This is a genomic window from Nocardia sp. NPDC004278 (assembly GCF_053602975.1).
Genome location: NZ_JBSGEQ010000026.1, coordinates 78,986 through 100,102, shown reverse-complemented (window position 1 = coordinate 100,102; position 21,117 = coordinate 78,986). Strand labels below are relative to the sequence as shown.

At 68.5% G+C, this 21,117-nt stretch carries 18 protein-coding genes; 2 read left to right on the top strand and 16 right to left on the bottom strand.

The window, feature by feature from the left end; all coding sequences use genetic code 11:
• Positions 1-2,262 carry a CoA transferase gene (locus ACWEO2_RS31770; RefSeq protein WP_452408712.1) on the bottom strand — a complete coding sequence of 754 codons (2,262 nt, stop codon included), beginning with the start codon at positions 2,260-2,262 and terminating at the stop codon, positions 1-3.
• Between the two features lie 204 nt (positions 2,263-2,466).
• Here ACWEO2_RS31770 and ACWEO2_RS31765 point away from each other — a divergent pair, with 204 nt between their 5' ends.
• The gene (locus ACWEO2_RS31765) at positions 2,467-3,933 is read left to right on the top strand and encodes an aldehyde dehydrogenase family protein (RefSeq protein ID WP_452408711.1); all 1,467 of its coding nucleotides are present in this window, start codon (positions 2,467-2,469) and stop codon (positions 3,931-3,933) included.
• 91 nt (positions 3,934-4,024) lie between these two features.
• Here ACWEO2_RS31765 and ACWEO2_RS31760 read toward each other — a convergent pair whose 3' ends face one another.
• The 9 genes from ACWEO2_RS31760 to ACWEO2_RS31720 are packed head-to-tail and all read right to left on the bottom strand — an operon-like array spanning position 4,025 to position 13,517.
• The gene (locus ACWEO2_RS31760) at positions 4,025-5,620 is read right to left on the bottom strand and encodes a GMC family oxidoreductase (protein ID WP_452408710.1); all 1,596 of its coding nucleotides are present in this window, start codon (positions 5,618-5,620) and stop codon (positions 4,025-4,027) included.
• Positions 5,621-5,641: 21 nt separating this feature from the next.
• Complete coding sequence (locus tag ACWEO2_RS31755; protein WP_452408709.1) at positions 5,642-6,079, bottom strand: MmgE/PrpD family protein; 438 nt, start codon at positions 6,077-6,079, stop codon at positions 5,642-5,644.
• Complete coding sequence (locus ACWEO2_RS31750) at positions 6,076-6,747, bottom strand: GntR family transcriptional regulator (RefSeq protein ID WP_452408708.1); 672 nt, start codon at positions 6,745-6,747, stop codon at positions 6,076-6,078. Before ACWEO2_RS31750 ends, ACWEO2_RS31755 begins: the two co-directional genes overlap by 4 nt.
• Positions 6,748-6,788: 41 nt before the next feature.
• Positions 6,789-7,766 (bottom strand): amidohydrolase family protein, encoded by a 978-nt coding sequence (locus ACWEO2_RS31745; protein ID WP_452408707.1) that lies wholly within the window; start codon positions 7,764-7,766, stop codon positions 6,789-6,791.
• A gap of 10 nt (positions 7,767-7,776) precedes the next feature.
• Positions 7,777-9,912: an acetate--CoA ligase family protein gene (locus tag ACWEO2_RS31740; protein WP_452408706.1), complete on the bottom strand. Its 2,136-nt coding sequence runs from the start codon at positions 9,910-9,912 to the stop codon at positions 7,777-7,779.
• The gene (locus tag ACWEO2_RS31735) at positions 9,912-10,691 is read right to left on the bottom strand and encodes an enoyl-CoA hydratase/isomerase family protein (protein WP_452408705.1); all 780 of its coding nucleotides are present in this window, start codon (positions 10,689-10,691) and stop codon (positions 9,912-9,914) included. Before ACWEO2_RS31735 ends, ACWEO2_RS31740 begins: the two co-directional genes overlap by 1 nt.
• Before the next feature lie 11 nt (positions 10,692-10,702).
• Positions 10,703-11,773, bottom strand: a complete 1,071-nt coding sequence (locus ACWEO2_RS31730) for an acyl-CoA dehydrogenase family protein (RefSeq protein ID WP_452408704.1) — start codon at positions 11,771-11,773, stop codon at positions 10,703-10,705.
• Positions 11,770-12,882, bottom strand: a complete 1,113-nt coding sequence (locus ACWEO2_RS31725; RefSeq protein ID WP_452408703.1) for an acyl-CoA dehydrogenase family protein — start codon at positions 12,880-12,882, stop codon at positions 11,770-11,772. Before ACWEO2_RS31725 ends, ACWEO2_RS31730 begins: the two co-directional genes overlap by 4 nt.
• The gene (locus tag ACWEO2_RS31720) at positions 12,879-13,517 is read right to left on the bottom strand and encodes an RraA family protein (protein WP_354960740.1); all 639 of its coding nucleotides are present in this window, start codon (positions 13,515-13,517) and stop codon (positions 12,879-12,881) included. The genes ACWEO2_RS31725 and ACWEO2_RS31720 overlap by 4 nt, the downstream gene beginning before the upstream one ends.
• Positions 13,518-13,612: 95 nt before the next feature.
• Between ACWEO2_RS31720 and ACWEO2_RS31715 the strand changes: the two genes are divergently transcribed.
• The gene (locus tag ACWEO2_RS31715) at positions 13,613-15,808 is read left to right on the top strand and encodes a CoA transferase (RefSeq protein WP_452408702.1); all 2,196 of its coding nucleotides are present in this window, start codon (positions 13,613-13,615) and stop codon (positions 15,806-15,808) included.
• A 198-nt stretch (positions 15,809-16,006) separates the two neighbouring features.
• Here ACWEO2_RS31715 and ACWEO2_RS31710 read toward each other — a convergent pair whose 3' ends face one another.
• The 6 genes from ACWEO2_RS31710 to ACWEO2_RS31685 form a co-directional block, all read right to left on the bottom strand.
• Positions 16,007-16,636 (bottom strand): GntR family transcriptional regulator, encoded by a 630-nt coding sequence (locus tag ACWEO2_RS31710; RefSeq protein WP_354960742.1) that lies wholly within the window; start codon positions 16,634-16,636, stop codon positions 16,007-16,009.
• A gap of 35 nt (positions 16,637-16,671) precedes the next feature.
• A complete protein-coding gene (locus tag ACWEO2_RS31705) occupies positions 16,672-18,006 on the bottom strand; it encodes an FAD-dependent oxidoreductase (RefSeq protein WP_452408701.1) in 1,335 nt (444 codons plus the stop codon).
• Entirely contained in the window at positions 17,993-18,304 is a 312-nt protein-coding gene (fdxA, locus tag ACWEO2_RS31700) for a ferredoxin (RefSeq protein ID WP_452408700.1), read from the bottom strand. The genes ACWEO2_RS31705 and fdxA overlap by 14 nt, the downstream gene beginning before the upstream one ends.
• Positions 18,305-18,308: 4 nt before the next feature.
• A complete protein-coding gene (locus tag ACWEO2_RS31695; protein ID WP_452408699.1) occupies positions 18,309-18,599 on the bottom strand; it encodes a hypothetical protein in 291 nt (96 codons plus the stop codon).
• The gene (locus ACWEO2_RS31690; protein WP_452408698.1) at positions 18,596-19,897 is read right to left on the bottom strand and encodes a Rieske 2Fe-2S domain-containing protein; all 1,302 of its coding nucleotides are present in this window, start codon (positions 19,895-19,897) and stop codon (positions 18,596-18,598) included. The genes ACWEO2_RS31695 and ACWEO2_RS31690 overlap by 4 nt, the downstream gene beginning before the upstream one ends.
• A gap of 75 nt (positions 19,898-19,972) precedes the next feature.
• Complete coding sequence (locus tag ACWEO2_RS31685) at positions 19,973-21,022, bottom strand: NAD(P)H-dependent flavin oxidoreductase (protein WP_452408697.1); 1,050 nt, start codon at positions 21,020-21,022, stop codon at positions 19,973-19,975.
• Positions 21,023-21,117 lie beyond the last annotated feature (95 nt).

The following is a 21,117-nucleotide window of genomic DNA, read 5'->3' as shown; positions in this document are numbered from 1 at the left end:
TCATTCGCCTACCTTTCGCGCATGGGTCAGGGGTGACGGACCCGGCGCCGCCGCGCCGCAGAGGTCCGCGATTCGGGAGCCGGGGCGACCATCGCCCAGCTCGCGGAGGAGTTCAGCGGTGTGCTGGCCCTGGCGGGGCGCCGAGCGATGCGGGGCACGCAGCGAGTCGGAGCGACTGAACCGGGCCAAGGCCCCGAACCAGCCGGTCAGGACTCCCTCGTGCTCGTCATCCACCTCGACGACGAGGTCACTACCGCACAGGCGCAGGCGAGTTACCAGTTCGTCCCAGGAATCCGGGTGGCAGGGCAGGTGGCGCACGTTGCTCGACTCGAGCACCGACGTCAGCTCGTCGGTCGTCATCAGCGCGATCTGTCCGGCCAGTCGCTGATGGACGTCGGGTCCCCAGGTGTCGCGCCGCCCGGCGAGGACGCCTACTGCGCTGGCGAATCGCTGCGCCATCGGTTCCTCGGGCGCCGAGACCGCCATCCAGCCATCGAGCGTGCGATAGATGCAGTCCGCGGGATGGAAGCCGCTGAGGTCAGCAAGCAGTTCCGGCAGGGTGTGGATCGAGCCATCAGCATCTCGGCGTACGTCGGAGGTCAGGAAGAGCGCCGACCGCAGGAGGTCCATCCGAGCCTCGATCGCACCACCGGTGACGGCCTGGTCGTGGAGTCCGACCAGCGCGGCGATGGCACCGACCAACCCGGCGGCATAGTCCACTGTCACCGAGCGGACCCACACCGGTTCACCGACGGGACCGCCTGCACGTCGCTCGATACCGGTGAGGGCCTGGACCACCATGTCGAAACCGGTATGCGTGGCCTTGGGCCCAGCCGCCCCGAAGCCCGAGATCTGCACCGCGACCGCCCCGGGCCTGGCGGCGAAGACCTCGGGCATACCGAGTCCGAGGCGCTCGGCCACCCCCACCCGGTAGTTGTGGATGACGACATCGCTCGTCGCGACCAGCCGCCGGGCGGCCGACGCGCCGTCGACAGTCTTGAGATCGAGCACCATGCTGCGCTTGCCACGGTTGACGACGAGGAGCTGGCGCGGTGAGGTGACGCTGGTCGCCGGCTGTGGCGATTCGACGTGCACGACGTCGGCACCCAGATCACCGAGGATGCGGGCGGCCAGGGGGCCGGCGACGAACAAGCCGAAGTCCGCTACCCGGATCCCGGCGAGCGGGCCGGAACCCTCGGGCACGGGCCGTCGATGACCGGGCCCGGCTCCGGTATCCCAGTTGACGAAGGTCGCCGGCCGACCGACGTACCGAGCGGTGTCATGCTCGACGACCGCGTCCAATACCGCGACCTGCGGATCGTCCCAGCACTCGCCCGGCGCCAGGACCGCCTCGGCCCCGAGACCATGAGCCCAGCAGAGCGCCAGCAGCTCGTCACAGGTCATCCGGGCTACCTGCGGCGCGATGACGTGGTAATCCGCGAAGAAGCAGGACGGATCGTCCGACCGGCCCGCCGGCACTCCTCGGTCGGAATCCACTCCGTCGACGGGCAGCCCGAGGATCCGGTAGAGGGTCGCCCGCGCGCCGGGAACGCCCAGGACGAGCTGGATGAATCGATCGTCGCGGGTGCGGAAGATCAGCTGCTTCACGTCCAGCGGTGGATACACCCGCAGGTCGCTGTCCGTGCCGATGCCCGAGAGCCACAACGCGCCGTAGAGCGCCGCGATGCCCTGGGTGGGGCCCGTCGAGACGACCTGACCGCGCCCGGAGCGCTGGCGTTCGATCAGCGCGGCCCAGCCGCCGATCAGCGCGGTGAGGGCCGTGCCGAACGCGGCAGGCCGGTGCCCGTGTACATAGGGCCGACCCGCGAACTGTTGGAAGGTCAGGCCCGCCCGCACCTGCGCGAGGAGCTCGACAGGGTCTTCGTTGCCGACCGACAGAGCGTCGGCTTCGATGTCCAGGACCACGAGCCTGGGATGGCGAGCGGCCAACTCGCTGATGCGGGCGAGGTCGAATCCTCCCGAGCCACGGCCCACGATGCAGACATCGGCCCCAGCAAGGGCAGCATCCACCTCGGCGGCCTCGAGCGGCTGCACAAGCGAGTCCCAATACGAGCGTGCGGGGACATCCCGGATGGCCGGGTCGCACGCCGGGGGAATCACGGCGGACACCGATGCACCCAGCTCCGCGAAGTGCTTCGCGACGAGCGCCGCAGTGAGCCCCCCGACCATGCTGACGACCACCAGGTCGCCGCTGGCCCGCAGTCCGGAAGCAGCGCACGAAGAGTTGTCCGAGAGGACCATCCGGCCTCTCCTTCCCAGCCGCCACGTCGCACGAGACGGACGATTCCGCCATCTGCGGACAATTCTGACCCGTGCTCTATATGATGTCAATTATAAATTGTAATCTGTGGCGGCGAGTTGGAGGTTCCAACTCCCTATACGATGTGAACTGGATCACACGCAAGGGTCGACCCAGTTCGTGTCGACGTTTCAGAAAGGTGCACCGTGATCGCTGCGGCCCCCAATGAGTTGCCCACGCCGTACCTGCGGATCGGCTCGGAGCGTCTCTACACCGCCTCCGGCGGCACGTTCCGTCACGCCAGCCCCTACGACAGCACCCTCCAGACGGACGTGCCAATGGCCGGACCTGCGGAGATCCAGGCTGCCGTCGCGGCCGCAGCGGGTGCCGCTGATGACTGGCGATTCTGGCGGCCGGAGGCGCGACGTGCCGCCCTGCACCGCCTGGCGAGCCTCATCCGGGAGCACCGGGAGGAATTCGGCCGGCTCAGCGCCATCGACAACGGCATGCCCCTGGCAATGGGGCTTGGTGGCGTCGACTTGACCGCCGAATGGCACGACTACTACGCCGGCTGGTGCGACAAGATCGATGGCCAGATGCTGTCGAGCTTCGGAACCCGCGGCAGCTTCTCCTACACCTCCCCCGAGCCATACGCCGTGGTCGGGGTGATCCTGACCTGGAACGGCCCCCTGGTGTCGCTGGGCATGTCAGTGGCAGCGCCGCTCGCGGCCGGCTGCACCGTAGTCGTCAAGCCGTCCGAGATGACGCCCCACTCGGCCCGGTTGTACGGCGAGCTGGCCAGCCAGGCGGGTATCCCGGACGGCGTGCTCAACATCGTGTCCGGAGGGCCCGACGCCGGTGACGCGCTGGTGCGTCACCCGCTGGTCGAGAAGATCAGCTTCGTCGGTGGCCCGACAACGGCGCAGAAGATCCTCGTCGCGTGTGCCGAGCGGTTCAAGCCCTCCCTGATGGAGCTCGGCGGCAAGTCGGCGTGCCTGGTGTTCCCGGACGCCGACGATATCGACAGCATCGCCCAGCGGGCCGCGTTCGCGGCGTTCGGAAAGATGTCCGGGCAGGCGTGCGCCATTCCTACCCGACTCGTCGTGCACGAAGACCTCCACGACGACGTGGTGAAGCGGGTGTGCGAGATCGCAGCCGGCTACACCCTCGGCGACCCCCTCGACCCGGCCACCCGGATGGGCCCGGTGATCCACGCCGGCGCACAGCAGCGCATCCTCGAGTCCGTCGACCGTGCCGTCCAGGACGGCGCCGGCCGGGTCGTCCTCGGTGGCACCAATCCCGGCGGCGACCTCGCCGATAAGCCGTTCGTCCGGCCCACCGTCCTGGTCGACGTCGATCCGCAGCACGACATCGCGCAGACCGAGGTCTTCGGCCCGGTACTGCTGGTCTTCCGCTTCCGCGAGGAGGACGAGGCGATCGCACTCGCGAACGGGACGGACTACGGCCTGGCTGCGTACATCGAATCGCGCGACGTCGACCGGGTCCACCGCGTCGCCGAGCGACTCAAGGCCGGTGGCGTCTACGTCAACGGTGCGACGACGATCGTGCCGCACACCCCGTACGGCGGCCTCGGGATCAGCGGCTTCGGCAAGCAGGGCGCACGCGCCGGCCTCGATGAGTTCCTCCGCTACAAGACCGTCTCGATCCTCTGACACGACGAAGCCGCGGTCCCCTGCACCGTGCAGGGGACCGCGGCTTCCTTGATCTCGGGCGTTCGTAGCAGGCGCCGGCGACCGAACGAACTCACCTCGCGATGCGGTCGGCCGCGAGCCACGCGAGCGCCATGGTCGGCGCGTTCACGTTGCCCGAGGTGATGTGCGGAAACACCGACGCGTCCACGACTCGGAGGTTCTCGACGCCGCGCACCCGCAGGTCCGCGTCGACGACGTCCTCGTCCCGCGGCCCCATCGCCGCGGTGCCGATCGTGTGATAGCCGCTGTTGCCGTAGTTCTGCGCGTAGTAGGCCAGCGCCTCATCGTCGTCGAGGTCGAGGTCGGCATCCGGCTTCGTCTGGAACGCGATGTACTGGGCGAACTCATCGTGCTCGACGATGCGGTGCACCCGCCGGGCTGCGTGGGCCAACACCTGCCGGTCGTGCTCGGTGTCGAGGAAGTTCGGGTCCACCCGAGGCTGCTGACCGGCGCCCGCGCTGTGGATGCTGCCCACACTTGTCGGCCGCAGCGGGAGCAGCGAGAGCATCGCTCCAGGCTCCTTCTCGAGCACTGCGCGTTTGGGCCCGAGCCGGCTACCGTCGATCGAGATCGGCGTGAACAGTGCCTGTACGTCGGGACGGTCGGAGTCCGGGTGCGCGGTCACGCCGGTGATCACGTTGAAGCCGCCGTACGACATGATCCCGTCCCGGCCGAGCAGGAACCTGGCCCCGGTCCAGTAGCGCCTGACCTGACCTGCCACCAGCTTGTTTTGACCCTCGAGTCCCTTGATCCGGAACCGGAAGTCCATACCTCGGTGCTCTCGGAGTCGCTCACCGACATTCGGGCTCTCGACCACGAGGTCGAAGCCGGCGGCCCGCAACACCTCCGGGCGACCGATGCCGGAGCGCTCCAGCAGGAGGGGCGTGTCGAGCGTGCCGGCGGAGACGATCACCTCGCGTCGCGCGTCGAAGTGCTCCACTCCCCTGCGGGTCTTGACCTCCACCCCGACGGCGACGCGACCGTCCAGGACGATGCGCTGGACCTCCGCCCGCGAGACCACGGTGAGGTTTCTCCGCCCGCGCGCCGGCTTGAGGAACGCGCGCGACGCGCTCATGCGCAGGCCGTTCTCGACGTTGGACGTGACGTAGGCGACTCGGTCGTCGTCGCTGGCGTTCCAGTCGTCGACCTTGCGGATCCCGTCGGCCCGGGCCGCGGCGATGTACGCGTCGCTGAGTGGGTCGGGCGGACCGGCGACCTCGACCGAGACCGCACCACCGGCACCCCGGTAATCGCTGGCACCCAACCGGTGGTCCTCCAGGCTACGGAACGCACCGAGGAACGCGTCCCAGCCCCAGCCCGGGTTGCCCGCTTCGACGAGCGCGTCGTAGTCCGGGGCCCATCCGCGGTTCCAGATCATGCCGTTGGTGGTAGTCGAACCGCCCATCACGCGGCCGCGGTACCACGGTTCCGTCGCGCCGACGGCACCGAAGGGGCCGGCGACGAACGTCTTGGCGTACCGCTGATTCGACATGGTGAAGTAGAAGCCCTTCGGCACCAGGTTCACCGGGTTGCGATCGCTGCCGCCCGCCTCCACGAGCAGGACGGTGGTCGCCGGATCGGCGGACAGCCGATGGGCCAGGACGCAGCCGGCGGCGCCGGCTCCAACGACGATGTAGTCGTACGACACTGTGATGACCTTTCCAGTTTGCTACGGGACTTGCCGCGTTGACGTGTCTCGCATCGCTGATGCGAGAGTCATGCTGGTCGGCAGGGCGCGACCGTCGAGATGGTGTGCCTCGGCGACGGCGAGCCCGACCGGTACCGTCACCAGAGACCCGTGGCCGGCCGTGTTGTCGTCGAGCTCCGGAATGCTGGCGAACGCGGAGTTGGTCTTCGCCGCAGCAGGAAAGGGGAGCCGGTCGCCGGTCACCCCTACCGTCGCCGACCGGTGTTGCCGACTTCCGAGCTCTATCTCGGCTTCGAGGGTACGACGACTGTCCGGGTGGCCGTAGCCTGCGATGATGCGGCCGATGGTGTCGAGCAGCGACCACTTCGCCTGCTGCACGATCTGCGGCGGGATCACCTCGAACTCCAGCCCCGCGGCCCTTGTTGCCAGCGGCTGCAGCAACGGCATCTGCGGCGTCATCCCAGGGTCTCCTGCTCAGCCTTGGCAATCACGCTCAGCAGCCGTACGCGGCCCGATTCGAGGTGGGCCTTGGTGAGCCGAGCGATCTGTGCCTCCTGTGCGTCGCAGAACGCGTCGACGATCTCGGAGTGCTCGGCGTGGATGGTGTCGGCGATCTCGTTATCCCGCAGCAGAATTGCACGGTAGCGGTCCGCCCGGTCCCACAGCTGGTCGAGCGTAACTGCCAGCGCGTGGTTGCCGCCGGCAGCGTACATCGCCCGGTGCAGCCCGCGGTTCTGCTCGAGCTGTCCGACCTTCGTACCGGCGACGGGCTCCTCCAGGAGCCCACGAATTTCCCACCGCTGCTCCGCACTGGCGTGCTTGGCACCCAGCCGCGCCGCGTAGGCCTCCAGCCTGATGCGCAACGCATAGAGGTCGGTGATCTCCTTGACCGACAGGGGCGCGATGCGCATCTCGCGGTGCGCGACCTGCCGGAGCAGTCCCAGCGCTTCCAGCCGTCGCAGCGCCTCGCGCAGCGGTGTCGTCGAGATGCCGAGTTCCTTCGCGAGTGCCTCCTGCTCGACGACCGAGCCCGGTGCCAGCTCACCCTCGAGAACCTTTCTCCGGATCTCGTAGTAGGCGCTGTCGGCCTTGGTTGTTCGCCGCGGTCCACCAAGCGTTGCCGTCATGTCGTTGCCCCTCGGTCTGGTCCTAACCTGCTGGGTGGTACTCAGAACGCCCGGGCGTAGAGGGATCGAGCGTTGCCCTCGAAGATGCCCTGCAACTGCTTCTCGTCCAGCCCTGGGAGCTTCTCGATGACCGGCTTGAGGTCCTCGAACGCGAAACCACTTCCCGGCCTCTCGGTGCCGAAGAGCACACGATCGGCGCCGACAACGCCGATGAGCAGCGAGAGCGCCTCCGGCGTATAGATCGTGGTGTCGTAGTAGAAGTGACGCAGCAGCTGGCGCATCTCATGCAGGGACTCATCGATGCCGCCCCAGCCCTTGTGCTTGCCGGTGTGGGCCGCCCACCTACCCAACTGGTACGGCACCGAGCCGCCACCGTGGGGCACCACGATCTTGAGGGTTGGGAAGTCCTGGAACACCGTGCCGCGGGTCATCGACAGGATCGCCAGCGACTCCTCGCTGATGAAGTGCTCGCTGAAGTTCTCGCGGCCGTAACAGCCCGCGCAGTGCAGGAGCGCCGGTACGTCGTACTCCACGAGCTTCTCGTAGAGCGGGTACCAGTACTCGGAGTCCATCGTCGGCGTGAGGCCGTTACCCTCGCCCGGGTCCGGGTTGAGGAGCACCCCGACGAAGCCGAGGTCGTCGATGCACCGCGACAGCTCCTCGAACACCACCGACACCGGCTCACCCGCCTGCTGTGGGAGCGCGGCAACCCCCTTGATGCGGTCGGGGCGCGCCTGGGCCTGGATGTGGACGGCGTCGTTGTTGTTCTGCACCCACCACTCGACGAGCTTGCCGGGCTTGTGCGAGTGCTTGAGCGTGTACGGGCGCGCCGAGGTGAGCTGTACGTCGGTCCCCACCTCGTCCATCAGGGCGATCTGCTTGTCGGCCCACTCGATGAGCTCGTCCGGCGTGCAGTGCATCGGGGTGCGGCCGCTGTAGGGGCCGGCTGCCTCCATCATCGTCCAGGCAGCCTGGAACGACGGCGGTGCCACCAGGTGCGCGTGCGAGTCGATGATCATCAGATCTCCTTCAGTGGGTGGTTGGTTCATTGGCCTGCGCGCTGCGCAGGCAGACGAGATCGAGCGCGGTCACGCCGTTGGGACCCACCCGCAACGGGTTGATCTCGATCTCCCGGAGCGCGGGGTCCTGGGCGGCGAGCCAGGTCAGTTCCGAGATCGCCGTGGCAAGGCCGTCGACGTCGGCGGGAGTGGCGCCTCGGAACCCGTCGAGGAGCGGCCAGCTGCGCAGCTTGCGGAGCAGCGCGACCACATCGGCGGCTTCGATCGGGGCCAGGGCGGAGGCGATATCACCGAACAGTTCGGTGGCAACGCCGCCCGCGCCGACGGTCACGACCGGGCGGTAGCCGTCATCGCCGGCCCGGACGGCCACGATAAGGTCGACGCCGACGTCGGCCATCTCCTGCACCAGAACGCCCTCGACGGTCGCGTCCGGGACCTGCGCGGCCACGGCCGCACGGACCTCGTCCACGGACTCGGCGAGGCCGGCGCGCGTCACCCCCAGGCGGACTCCGCCGACGTCGGTCTTGTGGAGGACGTCCGGCGACTGGATCTTCACGACGTACGGCGGCGTCATCTGCCGTGCGAGCTCGAGATCGGCCTTGCCCGTGACCAGCACAGAGGCCGGTACGGCAATGCCGGCTGCTTCCAGCAGGTGCCTGCCGCGGTGCTCGGTTACGACGGACAAGTCGGCCAGTTCCTGCCAGACCGCAGTCCGCGGACGTGCGTCGAGGGGCACGAGACCCCCGGTCCGCGCCGCCGGCACGTGGAGCCGGCGGTGCAGGGGACGGACCGCGTCGGGGACCGAGTGGTACACGCGGATGCCGGCGGCTTCCAGCACCTCCCGAGCCGCACTTACCCTCGCGGCCGGGGCCAGCCACGCGATCTGGCACGGCTTGGTCGTGCCTGCCATCTCGCGGACGATCCCCTCAGCGACGACCCGGGCTGTCTCCCCGCTCAGGTTGGTGACGACGATGAGCACCGCATCGATCTCATCGTCCGCGGCCACGGTCGCGGCCACCGCGCCGAAGCGCGCGAGGTCGCCGGTGAATAGCTGAGCGGTCACGTCGACCGGGTTCGCCACGGCGCCGTACGCCGGCACAACCGCTGCGAGCCGCTCGCGGGTCGCCTCGGAGAGCACAGGCACGTCGATGTCGTATTTCGCCAGGTGGTCCGATGCCAGACCGCCGGCACCACCCGACGTGGTGATGATCCCGACCCGGCGGCCGGCGACGACCGGGGCACTCAGCGCCTCGACGAGGTCAAGGGCCGCGTCGATGTCGTCGACGACAACGATGCCGGCCGCCGCGGCGGTGCGGACGAACGCCTCGTCGTCACGCACCATGGCACCGGTGTGGGACGCGGCGGCCCGCTGGCCCGCACTCGATCGCCCAGACCGGAGGCATACCACTCTCTTTCCAGAGAATCGCACGGCCTCGGCCAGCGCGGTCCAGGCGCGGCCGTCCGGGACGGCCTCGAGGTGCACGATCACCGTGCTGATCGACGGATTGTCCAGCAGCAGCCGCGCCGCATCGGTCGCGCTCAGTCCCGCCTCGTTACCGGTGCTGAACCAGGAGGCAATCCCGATGCCGCGCTCACGGGCGAAGCCGAGGACGGCACCACCGAGGGCACCACTCTGTCCGACGTACGCGATCGAAGCACCTTCGGCGAGGCCTTCGTCGAGCACCGTGCTGAAGCTGGCAACCACGTCCCCGGGCTGGTGGAAATAGCCCTGGCTGTTGGGTCCGAGGAGGAGCAGACCACCCTCGGACGCGATGTCCGCGATCCGCTGCTGGGCGGCGAGGCCGCCGGCACCCATCTCGGCGAATCCGGAGGAGAACACCACCGCGGCCCGGACACCCAGCGACGCGGCCTCGGCGATCACCGCCTCCGCGGCCGATGCAGGCACCAGCACGAGGGCCAAGTCGGGCACCGTCGGGGTATCGGACAGCGAGGGGTAGCAGGGAAGGTCGAAGACGGTCTCCCGGCGCGGGTTGACCGGGTAGATCTCGCCGCGGAAACCGAAGCGGCGCAGGTTGCCGAGCACCTTGGCGGGATAGCCGCCCGCGGCCTCCGAGGCGCCGACGATGGCGATGGACGCCGGGCGGAGGAATCGATCGAGGTCAGGGCCAGTGGTCGTCACTGTCATCACGCGCCGATGTACTTCCCGCTCCGGCGCGAAGTGAACGCGGCCATGGCCTCATAGTGGTCCGCCGTCGCCATCGCGATCCCCATGTGGGAGGAGATGAGGTCCAGGCTCGTGGCAAGGCTCGTATCGCGGCCCCGACGTACGGCGGACTTGATCAGCTGTATGTGGGCCGGCGGCATGGCGGCGAGCCTCCGGGCAAACGCCACTGTCTCGTCCAGGAGGGTCTCCTCGGGGAAGAGCTTGGTCGCGAGCCCGATACGCAGGGCCTCCTCGCCGTCGACCATGTCACCGGTCATCAGCAGCTCGAGGGCCTTGGCCTCGCCGACGATGCGGGGCAGGTAGTGGGCACCGCCGTCGCCGGGCACCAAGCCGACCTTGATGTAGCCCTCGCTGAAGCGCGCGCGAGGAGATACGAAACGCATGTCGCACATCAGGGCCATATCCATCCCCGCCCCGACAGCGACACCACCGACGGCGGCGATGAGCGGCTTGTCGAGCTCCTCGACGAGCCGGGCGATGGGGTGCACCCGACGGGTGAGCATGTACTTGTGCGCCAGCGGCGTGTCCGCGATCGTCTGCAGCTCGGCGAGCTCGACACCCGAGCAGAACGAGCCACCGGCACCGGCGAGCACCAGCGCCCGGACATTGTCGTCGTCGATCGCCGAGCGCAGCGCGGCCCGCCAGTCGTCGAGCATCGCGAAGGTGAACGCGTTCCTCATCTCCGGCCGGTTGAGCCGGATGAGGCCCACGTGGTCCGCAACCGTGTATTCCAGATCCATCGTCGAGCTCCTCATCGATCGGCCAATTGAGCCCAGGCGTCGCGGCCCTGATCGGCCAGGAGGGCCTCGGCCGCTTGGGCAAGCCAGCGTCGCTGGCCACCGGCTTCCTCGCGCCAGGACCACATGCGTGTCGTGCTGCGGTAGAGCGGGTGTTCCGTCGTGAAACCCATCGCCCCCAGCAACTGGTGGCTGTGCGCGGCCACCTCACCGACCGCGTCGTACGCCGTCGCGACCGCGAGCACGGCGCGCAACCGTGCTGCCCGCAGGTCGGCTTCGTCGCCATCCGGGCGGTCGATCGAGGCGATCGACTCGACAGCGAGATCGGCAGCGGCATCCAGCAGCCTCGTCGACGATGCAATGGTGGCTGCTCGCCCCTGGACGACCTGGAACCGAGCGAGCGGTCGCCCGAACTGTTCCCGGGTGCGCACGTGGTCGAGCACCAGGTCGGCCGCCCTGGCTGCCGCACCCGTGATCTGGACGAGGCGCGCCACAGCGACCCGTAGGTCGAAGTCGTCGCGGGTCACCGGCACCGCGACGAGTTCGGCGTCGAGGACCTCGACGTCCAGGCAGACGTCGTCGAGCGGGAGGCCAGCCAGGTCTGCTCCGGGCACCAGGGTGACGTTGTCGGTGGTCAATCGAACGAGAGCGGCGCCCGCCTCGTTCGGTACGGCGACCACCAGCAGGTCGGCGCAGCGTGCGCCCGCCACGGCTCGGACGGTTCCGCGGATACGGGTCGTTCCCCCCGAGCTGGCCACCTCCACGTCAGCGCCCACCCACAGCGCTACTGCAGGGCACTCCGGCACCGGCAGGCCGGCTCGAGCCAGCAGCCAGGAGCCTCCCCATGCGGACTCGGCCACCGGGGCCGGCGCGCAACGGTAGGCAACGGCGCGGAGGACGGCGGCTGCCTGCACGACGTCACCACCACTGCCGCCCAGCTCCTCGGGTAGCCCGACGGCGGTCATTCCGAGCTCGGCCAGGGCCTCCCAGGCTTCCTCCGGCGTTACCTCGTCGCCGGCGGCCGCCAAAACCTCGTCGACCGTGCGGCCCAGGACGAGCAGCTCCTCCTGTTCTTCCGGTGTCATCGCAGACCGACTCCTTTCGCGACAATGCCTCGCAAGATGTCACTGGCGCCACCCCGGATCGTGAACGTCGGGGCGTGCGTGATGGCGTAGGCCAGGTGGTCCGCAAGGCTCCGCTCCGCGGTGAAGGACGGCTGACAGCCGGCGAGCCGGGACACCACCGAGACGACCTGCTGCTCGAAGTCACCGCCGAGCGCCTTGACCATCGCGGCGTCGGTGTCGGGCACCTGGCCGCGGTCGAGCTGTTGCGCAATCCCGAAAGACATGTGCCGCAGCACCGCGAGCCGGGCCATCAACCCGGCGAACTCCTCACGTGACCGCTGGTCGGAGGCCTCGATCGTGCGCCCCCACGCAAGCAGCAGCGGCACGGTGCTCTCGATCCGCTCGGGACCGCTCCGCTCGTAGGCCAGCTCGGCAGTCACCTGGCTCCACCCGGCACCTTCGGCACCGAGCAGCGCCTCCGGCGCAAGCAGTACGTCATCGAATATCAGCTCGTTGAAGTGCGCCTTGCCATCGATCGTGCGGATCGGCCGCACGGTCACGCCCGGGGTATCGATGTCCACGAGGAACTGGCTCATGCCGGCATGCCGGCTGTCGCCGACGGGCTCGGTGCGCGCGAGGACCAGCACCGCGTGTGCGATCTGGGCGTGCGAGGTCCACAGCTTCGCCCCGGACAGCCGCCAGCCAGCGCCGTCACGAACGGCGCGGGTCTTGATCGCGGCGAGGTCGGAACCCGCCTCGGACTCGCTCATCCCGAGGGCGAAGAACAGCTCGCCACTGGCGATGCCCGGCAGATACTTCTGCTTCTGCGCCTCGGTGCCGTGCCGCAGCAGGCTCGGCGCGATCTGCCGGTCGCCGATCCAGTGCGCCGCGACCGGGGCGCCGGCGGCGAGCAGCTCGTCGGTGACGACCCAGCGACGCAGGGCGCTCTCCCCCCGGCCGCCGTACTCTTTCGGCACCGCCATGCCCACCCACCCGCGATCCGCGAGCTCGCGACTGAAGTCGGGGTCGATGCCCTGGACCCAATTGTCGACCGCGGGCCGGAAGCGGCCTGCGCTCAGCGCCTCGTCCAGGAACTGCCGCACCTCGGCACGCCATTCGTCACTGTTCACGACGTGACCTCCGGCAGGCCGTAGATCGCCATGGTGCTCTCACCGGCACGGAGCCGGTCCATGTACGCCGCCTCGTCCGCCTCACGGCGGTGCGACGCGGCGACCACCTCGGCGACACGCTCGGCCGGAATGACCACGACGCCATCCGCGTCGCCGACGACCAGGTCACCCGCGTGGACCGTCACCTCACCGATCGCGACCGGCTCGCCCAAACTGCCGGCACCCCGCGGGTCCTTGCCGGTGCCGCGAAGGGTCACCGCAGCGCTGAATACGGGGAAGTTCATCGCCGCGAGCTGGGTCGCGTCGCGGACGCCGCCGTTGATGACGAGACCGCGCAGTCCGCGTGCAACAGCGGCGACGGCCAGGACCTCTCCCCAATATCCGTAGTCGACACCGTCGCCGACGTTCACCACCAGGATCGATCCGGCCGGCGCCGCGTACACGGCGCGGTGGATCCAAAGGTTGTGCCCCGGCGTGCACGCGACCGGGTACGCCGGACCACGAAGCTCGAAGTCCGGGTGAACCGGGCGAATCACTGCCGGCAGCGCACCGACCCGCCCCGCTGCCTCATGCAACGTGGCGCTCGACAATCCAGCACTCCGGACTCCGACGTCGGTGCCCTCCTGGCCCGTCATCGCCTCTCCTCTCGGCTCATGTGATCTATAAGTTATAACCTACATGTCATTGTTTGTCATTGCATAGGGTGCAATTGGATGAGAAGGATCGACATATGACGCTCAGAAGCGCCGAGAAACTTACTGTGCTCGACGCCGGGGACGACCTCGCCACGACTGTGGCGGCCGCGTTGATGCGCCGACTCGGCGCCACCGTCATCCGGGTCGGTCAGCCGACCAGGATCAAGGAAAGCTACCCGTACGTCGACAGCTGGGAGCCGTGGGAGTCGACCGCGACCCGCGACGAGCTCCCGATGCTCCTCCGGACCTCCGACGTCGTCCTGCTCGGCGGGGTGGCCGATCCCGACGTGGCCCCGCCCTGGTCGGCCAACGACCTCCGCTCACTCCACCCGCACCTCGTGGTCGTGGAAATCACCGGCTGGCCAGGCGACCCAGGCTTCCCGGCGGTCGAGCTCCTCGTCCAGGCCCGTTCAGGGATCGCCTCGGAGCAGCACGCAGACCGCGCGTTCTTCTATGGCCAGCAGCCGGCGACGTACGGCGCCGCGTTGCTCGCGCTCTGTGGCACCTGGGCCGCGCTCCTACAACGACGCACCACCGGAAGAGGGCAACTGGTCGGCACGACCCTGTTCCAGGGGCTCGCACTGATCTTCCCCTCGCTGTGGATGGACGCCGAACGACCAGCACCGAAGTTCGATCTGTACCAGCCACGCGGCGTCCAACAACTCGTATTCCCGTGCGCAGACGGCGAATGGATTCAGCTGGTCTTGGGAGTACGCGGTGCGCTCGCCCGCCTGTACTCCGCCCTCGGGATCGACGAGGAGGTCGACCCCAACCACTCCGGAGCGCCCAACCCGAACGGTGGGCTGCGCAACTACTACGCGCCCTACGACGTCATCGCACCGGCCATCGCCCGCCACGACCGCGCTGAAGTGGCGCGGATCCTGGCGGCCGCTGGGGTCGGCGTCGAGTTCGTCAACAATCCCGGCGATGCCTGGGATGACGAGCAGGTGAGGGCCAGCGGGATCCTCGAGAGCGACGGACAGGGGGGCCGCCGGGTCGGCGTACCGCTGAGCGTCGTTGCGGCCTCGGACCCGATTGAGCCCTCCTGGCAGGCCTCGTCCGACGAGGGGCAACCGCTGAAGGGGCTGCGGGTCGTCGACTTCGGGACCTTCGTCGCCGGGCCGATGAGCACCCGTATCCTGCGCGATCTCGGTGCTGATGTCGTCTGGGTCGAACCGGTCGAGAACCCCCGCCCGGTGACGACGTACCGGAGCATTCTGGTCTCGAACCGTGGCAAGCGCGGCATCCGAGTCGACCTGAAGTCCGAGGCCGGCCTCTCCGTCGTACGCCGCCTTATCGGTCGTTCGCACGTAGCAGCCCACAACTTTCGCGTCGGCGTCGCCGACCGGCTGGGCATCTCACCGGCCGATCTACGGGTCGCCAATCCCGGCCTTGTCAGCCTGCAGACCAGCGGCTATGGCCAGCACGGCCCTCGCGCCGCCGCCACCGGGTTCGACTTCATCTTCCAGTCGCTCGCCGGGCTCGCCCGACGCGCCAGCGGCCCGATCGGCATGCCGGAACTGTGCCGCTCGAACATCGTCGACTTCGCCACCGCAGGCATGGGCGCGCTCGCCGTCCTCATCGCGCTCGAGGAGCAGGCCGAGACGGGGCGGGCGATGGAGGCCGAGGTTGATCTGCTCCGTACCTCGCTGTTCCTCCTAGCCGATGTCCTGGAGGACGCCGACGGTCAGCGCCACTCCGGCATCGTTGTCGATCACACCCAGACGGGCTTCCACCCGTGGGAGCGCTTCTGGCGGACGGCCGACGGCTGGATTGCCGTTGCTGCCCGCACCGAAGCCGCCGGAGCGGCCGTCCTCGAGGAGCTCGCAGTGTCGCCGCAAGCGAACCGGGCCGCCTGGGACGCGGAGGTGGTGGCCGCCGTCGCGGACGCCGTATCCCGCCGCGCCACCGACGACCTGGTCACACGGCTTGACGGGCGCGGAGTGTGGTCGGTGCGCGTTGCAGCAGACGGATGGCCGATCGTTCGCACCGACGCCGGGGCACGTGCGTGCGGCGTGGTGACTACCGCCGACGACCCGCGCTACGGCGTTGTCACCGGCTGGTTCGGCACGTTGGTGAACGTCGGCGCAGCTGTGACCCCGAGCCAGGCGTCCGCGCCGACCCCCGGCCAGTTCACCGAGGAGGTGCTGCGCGAAATCGGCTACGACGGCGAGGACATCGCAGCGCTGATGGAGGCACGGGCGGTCGCCCTCGACGACACGAACTGGTGAGCCGTCGCTTGTCGAGCCGCGAGACGAAAGAACCGCGCGGCTCGACAAGCGAGGTCTTGACCAGCGGTACGAGGCGCATCGCCTGGACCGCAACAACAAAAGCGTGCCGTCCTCGACATGTGTCGAGGACGGCACGCTTTGTGCTCGGGCCCGGAGTTCAGACGCCTCCCGCAGCAGGATCGGGAGGTAGCGGCCCGCTCACCCATCGAGTCGCGCGACGAGCGCGTCGCGCGACTCGACAAGCGAGGCCTTGAGCAACCGTGCAACCGTCGCCGAGTCAGCCGCAACGAATGCATTGACGACGTCACGGTAGTGCTCCAGCCGGAGTTCGGACGCCTCTTTCAGGAGGATCGCGATGTAGCGGCCCGACCGGTCCCACAGCGTGTCCAGCAGATCGGTCAGCGGCTGGTTGTCCGCGGCGGCGTACATCAAGCGGTGCACCGCCTTGTGTTGGGCCACCATCTCGGGAATGGTGGCGCCAGGACGGAACTCACGCAAGCCAACCACCTGGTCACGAATCTCCTGGCTCGCCCGCGCCGCGCCGATCTTTGCGGCGTACGGGTCCAGCTGCAGGCGAATGTCGTAGGTGTCTCGAATTTCCTTCTTGGTCAGCGGTGGAACCCGCATCTCGCGGTGGGCGATCTGGGTCAGCAAGCCCTCCGCCTCGAGCCGGCGGAGGGCCTCACGCAGAGGCGTGGTCGAGAGCCCGAGCTCGAGCGTGATGCGCTCCTGGTCGAGTGCCGATCCAGGCGGCAGGCTGCCATCCAGGATCTGGCCCCGTAGCCATGCGTATGCCGCATCTGTCTTAGTCGCCCATGTCGCCACCACGGATACATCTTATAGGAACGGACGGGATCGCCGGGTCATGACCGGGCGTCGCCGCGAGTAGCGCCGGCCGACGCCAATAGCTGATCCCAGGTCGCCATCTTCACCCGGGCAGCGCCGCGGGCAGCGCCCCCGGCGATCTCCGCACGGTCGATCCCGAGCCAGCCGTCCCACAGGACCGCACTTCCGAACTCGTCCTCGCCGAATGGGCGCGTCACAGCATGCGGCACTGTGTCCACGGCGGCCTCGAGATCCGCCACGACCGTTGCGACAGTGTTGATGGCATCGGCCTTGTTCGTCCCGATGACACCGGAGGGCCCCCGTTTGATCCAGCCCACGACGTACTCGCCGCTGAGGCCGGGGCTCGGCGGTTGAACCCGCCCGTCGAGGTGTGGAATGACGCCGCGCCCCGCATCGAAGTCGACGTCGACCATCGCGCGGCCGAAGCTTCCGATCGCCGTGACGACCAGATCGACCGGAATCACCTGGTCACCGCCGGCGGACCCGAAGGTGATGGCCTCGACGCCCCTGGTGCCGTTCACCCGCTCGGGCCGGAGCCCGAAGTGGAAGTGCACCGTCCGCGACTTCCGCCTACCCGACTCCCGCTCCGCCCACTGACGGAACAGGTCGATGATCGTGGCCTGCGCGCCCATCACTCCCTCGGAGTCGAGCGAGTATTCGCCAGCATGCACGACGACGTCGGCGTTCTCGAGCTCGCCCATCTCCGCGAGCTCCTTGTACGTGAACTTCACATCGGCAGGACCACGACGGCACACGATGTGGATATCAGTGAGGGCACTGCGCTCCAGCGCCTCGATGACGTCCCCGGGCACATCCGTGGGAAGCAGCTCATGAGCCGACTTTGCCAGCAGGCGGGCCACATCGAGGGCGACGTTGCCGGCACCGATCACGACAGCTGAACGTGCCGCCGACAGATCCGGCGGCGCCGCCGCGTCAGGGTGCCCGCTGTACCAGGCCACCAGGTCGGTGGCCGGCTGTACGCCGATGAGGTCCTCCCCGGGGACGCCGAGTCGCCGGTGCCCCGGAGCACCCACGGCATAGATCACGGCGTCGTACCGGGCACGCAACTCCTCCACCCGGATGTCCCGCCCGACCTCGACGTTGCCGAAGAAGCGCACGTTCGAATGCGCAAAGACCCGCTCGAGGGCCCTAGCCAGGGACTTCATCTTCATGTGGTCCGGCGCGACGCCGTAGCGCAGCAGCCCGTAGGGCGTGGGCAGCCGATCGATGACGTCGACCGACCACCCGAGCCGGGTCGCCATGTCCTCGGCCGCATAGACACCGCTGGGCCCCGCGCCGATGACGGCCACGTGACGGCCGACGTCAGCAGCCCCCTCCTCAGACGGTGTCATGGCCATCCGGGATCACGTCCCAGGTCTGCGGCCCCACGCGCTTGGCTCCGCCCGGTGTACCGAGCTCGGCGAAGAAGGCCCGGTTGGCCTCCACGTGGGCCTCCTGACCCGCGTGGATCGTCGCATCGTAGAAGATCGCGTTCATCGGGCATGCCGACTCGCATGCTCCGCAGTCGATGCACTCGTCGGGGTTGATATAGAGCTTGCGCCCACCCTCGTAGATGCAGTCGACCGGACAGAAACCGATGCAGCTGCGGTCCTTCACGTCCACGCAGCCATCGCCGATCACAAACGGCATTTCTTCATCCTTCTTTCGTTAGTTCCGTGGTGACGTCGTCGTCGTGCAACGCATCGTCCACTTGGACCCGCTTGCCGAGCAGCGCCATGTCGCGGCCGGCCTGGACCTCGAAGCGCTTGACGTAGCGGAGGAGCCGGTGCGCCTCGGGGCTGATCTTGAGTACCTCCGGCTCCCGACCGGCCCGCCGCTCGACCATCACCGATTCCCGCGCCTTGTCGACCATGATCCCGATCGACACCCGGCTGAGCGGGTCCCACGGATCGATTCCCGGGTCCGGGATGCTGGGCAGCGTCATGACGCCGAGCCAGCCTCGCTCGCGAGGACGCTCCACCAGTCCTCGGAGAGCGGGATAATGCCCTCGCCGCCGCGGAGTACGGGGTACGGCACCGGCTCACCCAGCCCGGCAGGCGCCTCGCCCACGGCGAGGGCACGCAGGGACTCCAGAAGCAAGCGACGCAGCCGGATGACGGCGACGTCGCTCATGCCGAGGTGCTCACGGGTCCGGTCGTAGATCGGACCCATGCTCTCCTGCACCACGAAGTCCTCGTTGTTGATACCCCGCAGGCCCGAGAAGCTCGTGCCGTTCTTCATGGCCTCGCGGTCCTGCAGCCAGACATTCTCGGCCGACGGCAGGACCCGGTCAGTCTCGCGGCCGTGCTGCTGGCTATCGGTGTCGACGCCGGCGAACTCCAGCATCTTCGGCCGGTCCTCCTCGGGGATGGCCACGCCGTCGGTCTTGTACTGGATGTAGAAGAACATGCAGTTGTGGTCGTCGATCGGAACGAACGCCTGGTGGTGCGCCCAGTGCCCGGCAGCGCCCGGGAAGTTGGAATGGAATGGCATCACGAACTCGGTCGCACGGATGTACTTCGAGCCCTGGTCACCGGGCACCGGTCGGATGGCGCCGTACCGGAATCCGTATGACGTCGTCTGTGCCTCTAGCCTCGGCGCCTGTGGGGTCAGGTTGGCGAGCAGTTCGCCGCCGGAGCCCGGGCCGTCGGAGGCGTGCGTGAGCCAGTCCGGACGTGTGATGTTGGTGTGCAGCCAGTTGAGGTGAGCGGAGTCGACGGCACCCTCGAGGCACTGGAGCCAGTTGCAGTACTCCACGCCCTTGATGATCATCACCTGGTCATCGGGCAGCTCGGTGAAGTCGAACGCGGGCTTCTCCGGCTCGTACTCCTTGGGGCCGAGGTAGGCCCACACCAGGCCGCCAGCCTCCCAGACAGGATAGGCGTTGGCGCGAATGCGATCGCGGAAGGTGCTGCCCTCGGGCTCGCTGGGCGTCTCGACGATCTCACCGTCGGCTGCGATGCGCCAGCCGTGGTACAGGCACTGAAGCGCACAGTTCTCATTGCGCGCGAGCGCGAGTGACGCACCCCGGTGCGGGCAGTACTCGTCGAGCACGCCGACCTCTCCACGCGTGTTACGAAACGCGACGAGGTTGCGCCCCAGGATGCGGACGCGCTGCGGCGCACCATCGACCTCGAGCTCCTGGCCCCGGGTGACCGGGAGCCAGTAACGCTCCATCAGGCACGCCATGACGGCATCGCCCTCGACCTGGGTGACGGCGAGGTTCTCTTCTTCGGTCAGCATCTACTCTGCCTCTCTGCCCAGCGGATCGTCCGCCTGCGATCATTGGTGTGGGTCCGGTTGCGCGGAACCGGAAAGTCAGGAGACCGCAAGGAGTCCCGCGACGGCCTGCACGCGCTTTCGGGCCTCGGACACGATCTCCCCCACGATGGCCGCCACCGGCAGCCGCTCGCCGATGAAGCCGCCGACCATGCCGGCCGCAGTCAGCCCGTTGGCGACATCGCCGTCACGCTGGGCCATGAAGGCGTGCTCGGCCTTCCAGTTCGTCAGCTCCTCCTCCGACATGGTTCCGTTCGAGAGGAGCTCGGTAAGCTCGCCGACCGCCTTGCCGTCGAGGTAACGGCATGGCCCGTACACACCCGGCATAACGATCGACTCCGCAATGTCGGCGGCGAGGATCCGCTCGATGTAGTTGTCGTGCCAGTCGTTCTCGAGCGAGGCCAGGAATCGGGTGCCCATGGCGATGCCCGCGGCACCCATGCCGAGGGCTCCGGCGAGCCCGATGCCGTCCTTGAAGCCACCCGAGGCCAGAACGGGCACGTCGACCCTCCGCAGGACCTCGGGGACCAGGACGGTCGTCGTGATCGGCGTCTTGAGGGTGTGACCACCCATCTCGAAGCCCGACGCGATGATCACATCGACACCGTTCTCGACCGCCTTCTCGGCGTGCCGCGGGTGGCCGATCTTCTGCTGCGAGATCAGACCCGCATCGTGAATGCGAGCGACCAGCTCCTTGCTCGGCAAGCCGGCCGAGCTGGTGAAGACCTTCACCTGCTCTCCGGCGACGGGATCGCTCTTCTTGATGTCGAGAATGACGTCGATCATCAGCTTCGCCGCGGGACGCTCCTCGCCGCCCGCCGTCGTACCGACCGGGCAGTTCACCGCGAGCGGGCCGTCGGTCAGGTTCAGCGCCTGTTCGAACTGGGTCCGCATCGCACGCTCGAGGTCGGCAAGATCGCCGGTCAGACCAGGTGTGCTCAGGCTGCCGAGGCCGCCCGCGTTGGTGACGGCCGCAGCCAAGCGGCCGGTGCCCAGAGCGCCGCCCCCCATCCCGTCCTGAAGGACGGGATGGGTCACGCCGACCAATCGGGTCCACGTAGTAGCGAAGGCCGGGGACTGCTCATCCATCGGGAGACTCCTTGCACTCTTTCCTGCGGGACGGCCCCTGATCAGCATCCGCAGGGCGCTTGTATTACATATCTTATAACGAGTACGGTAGCAGC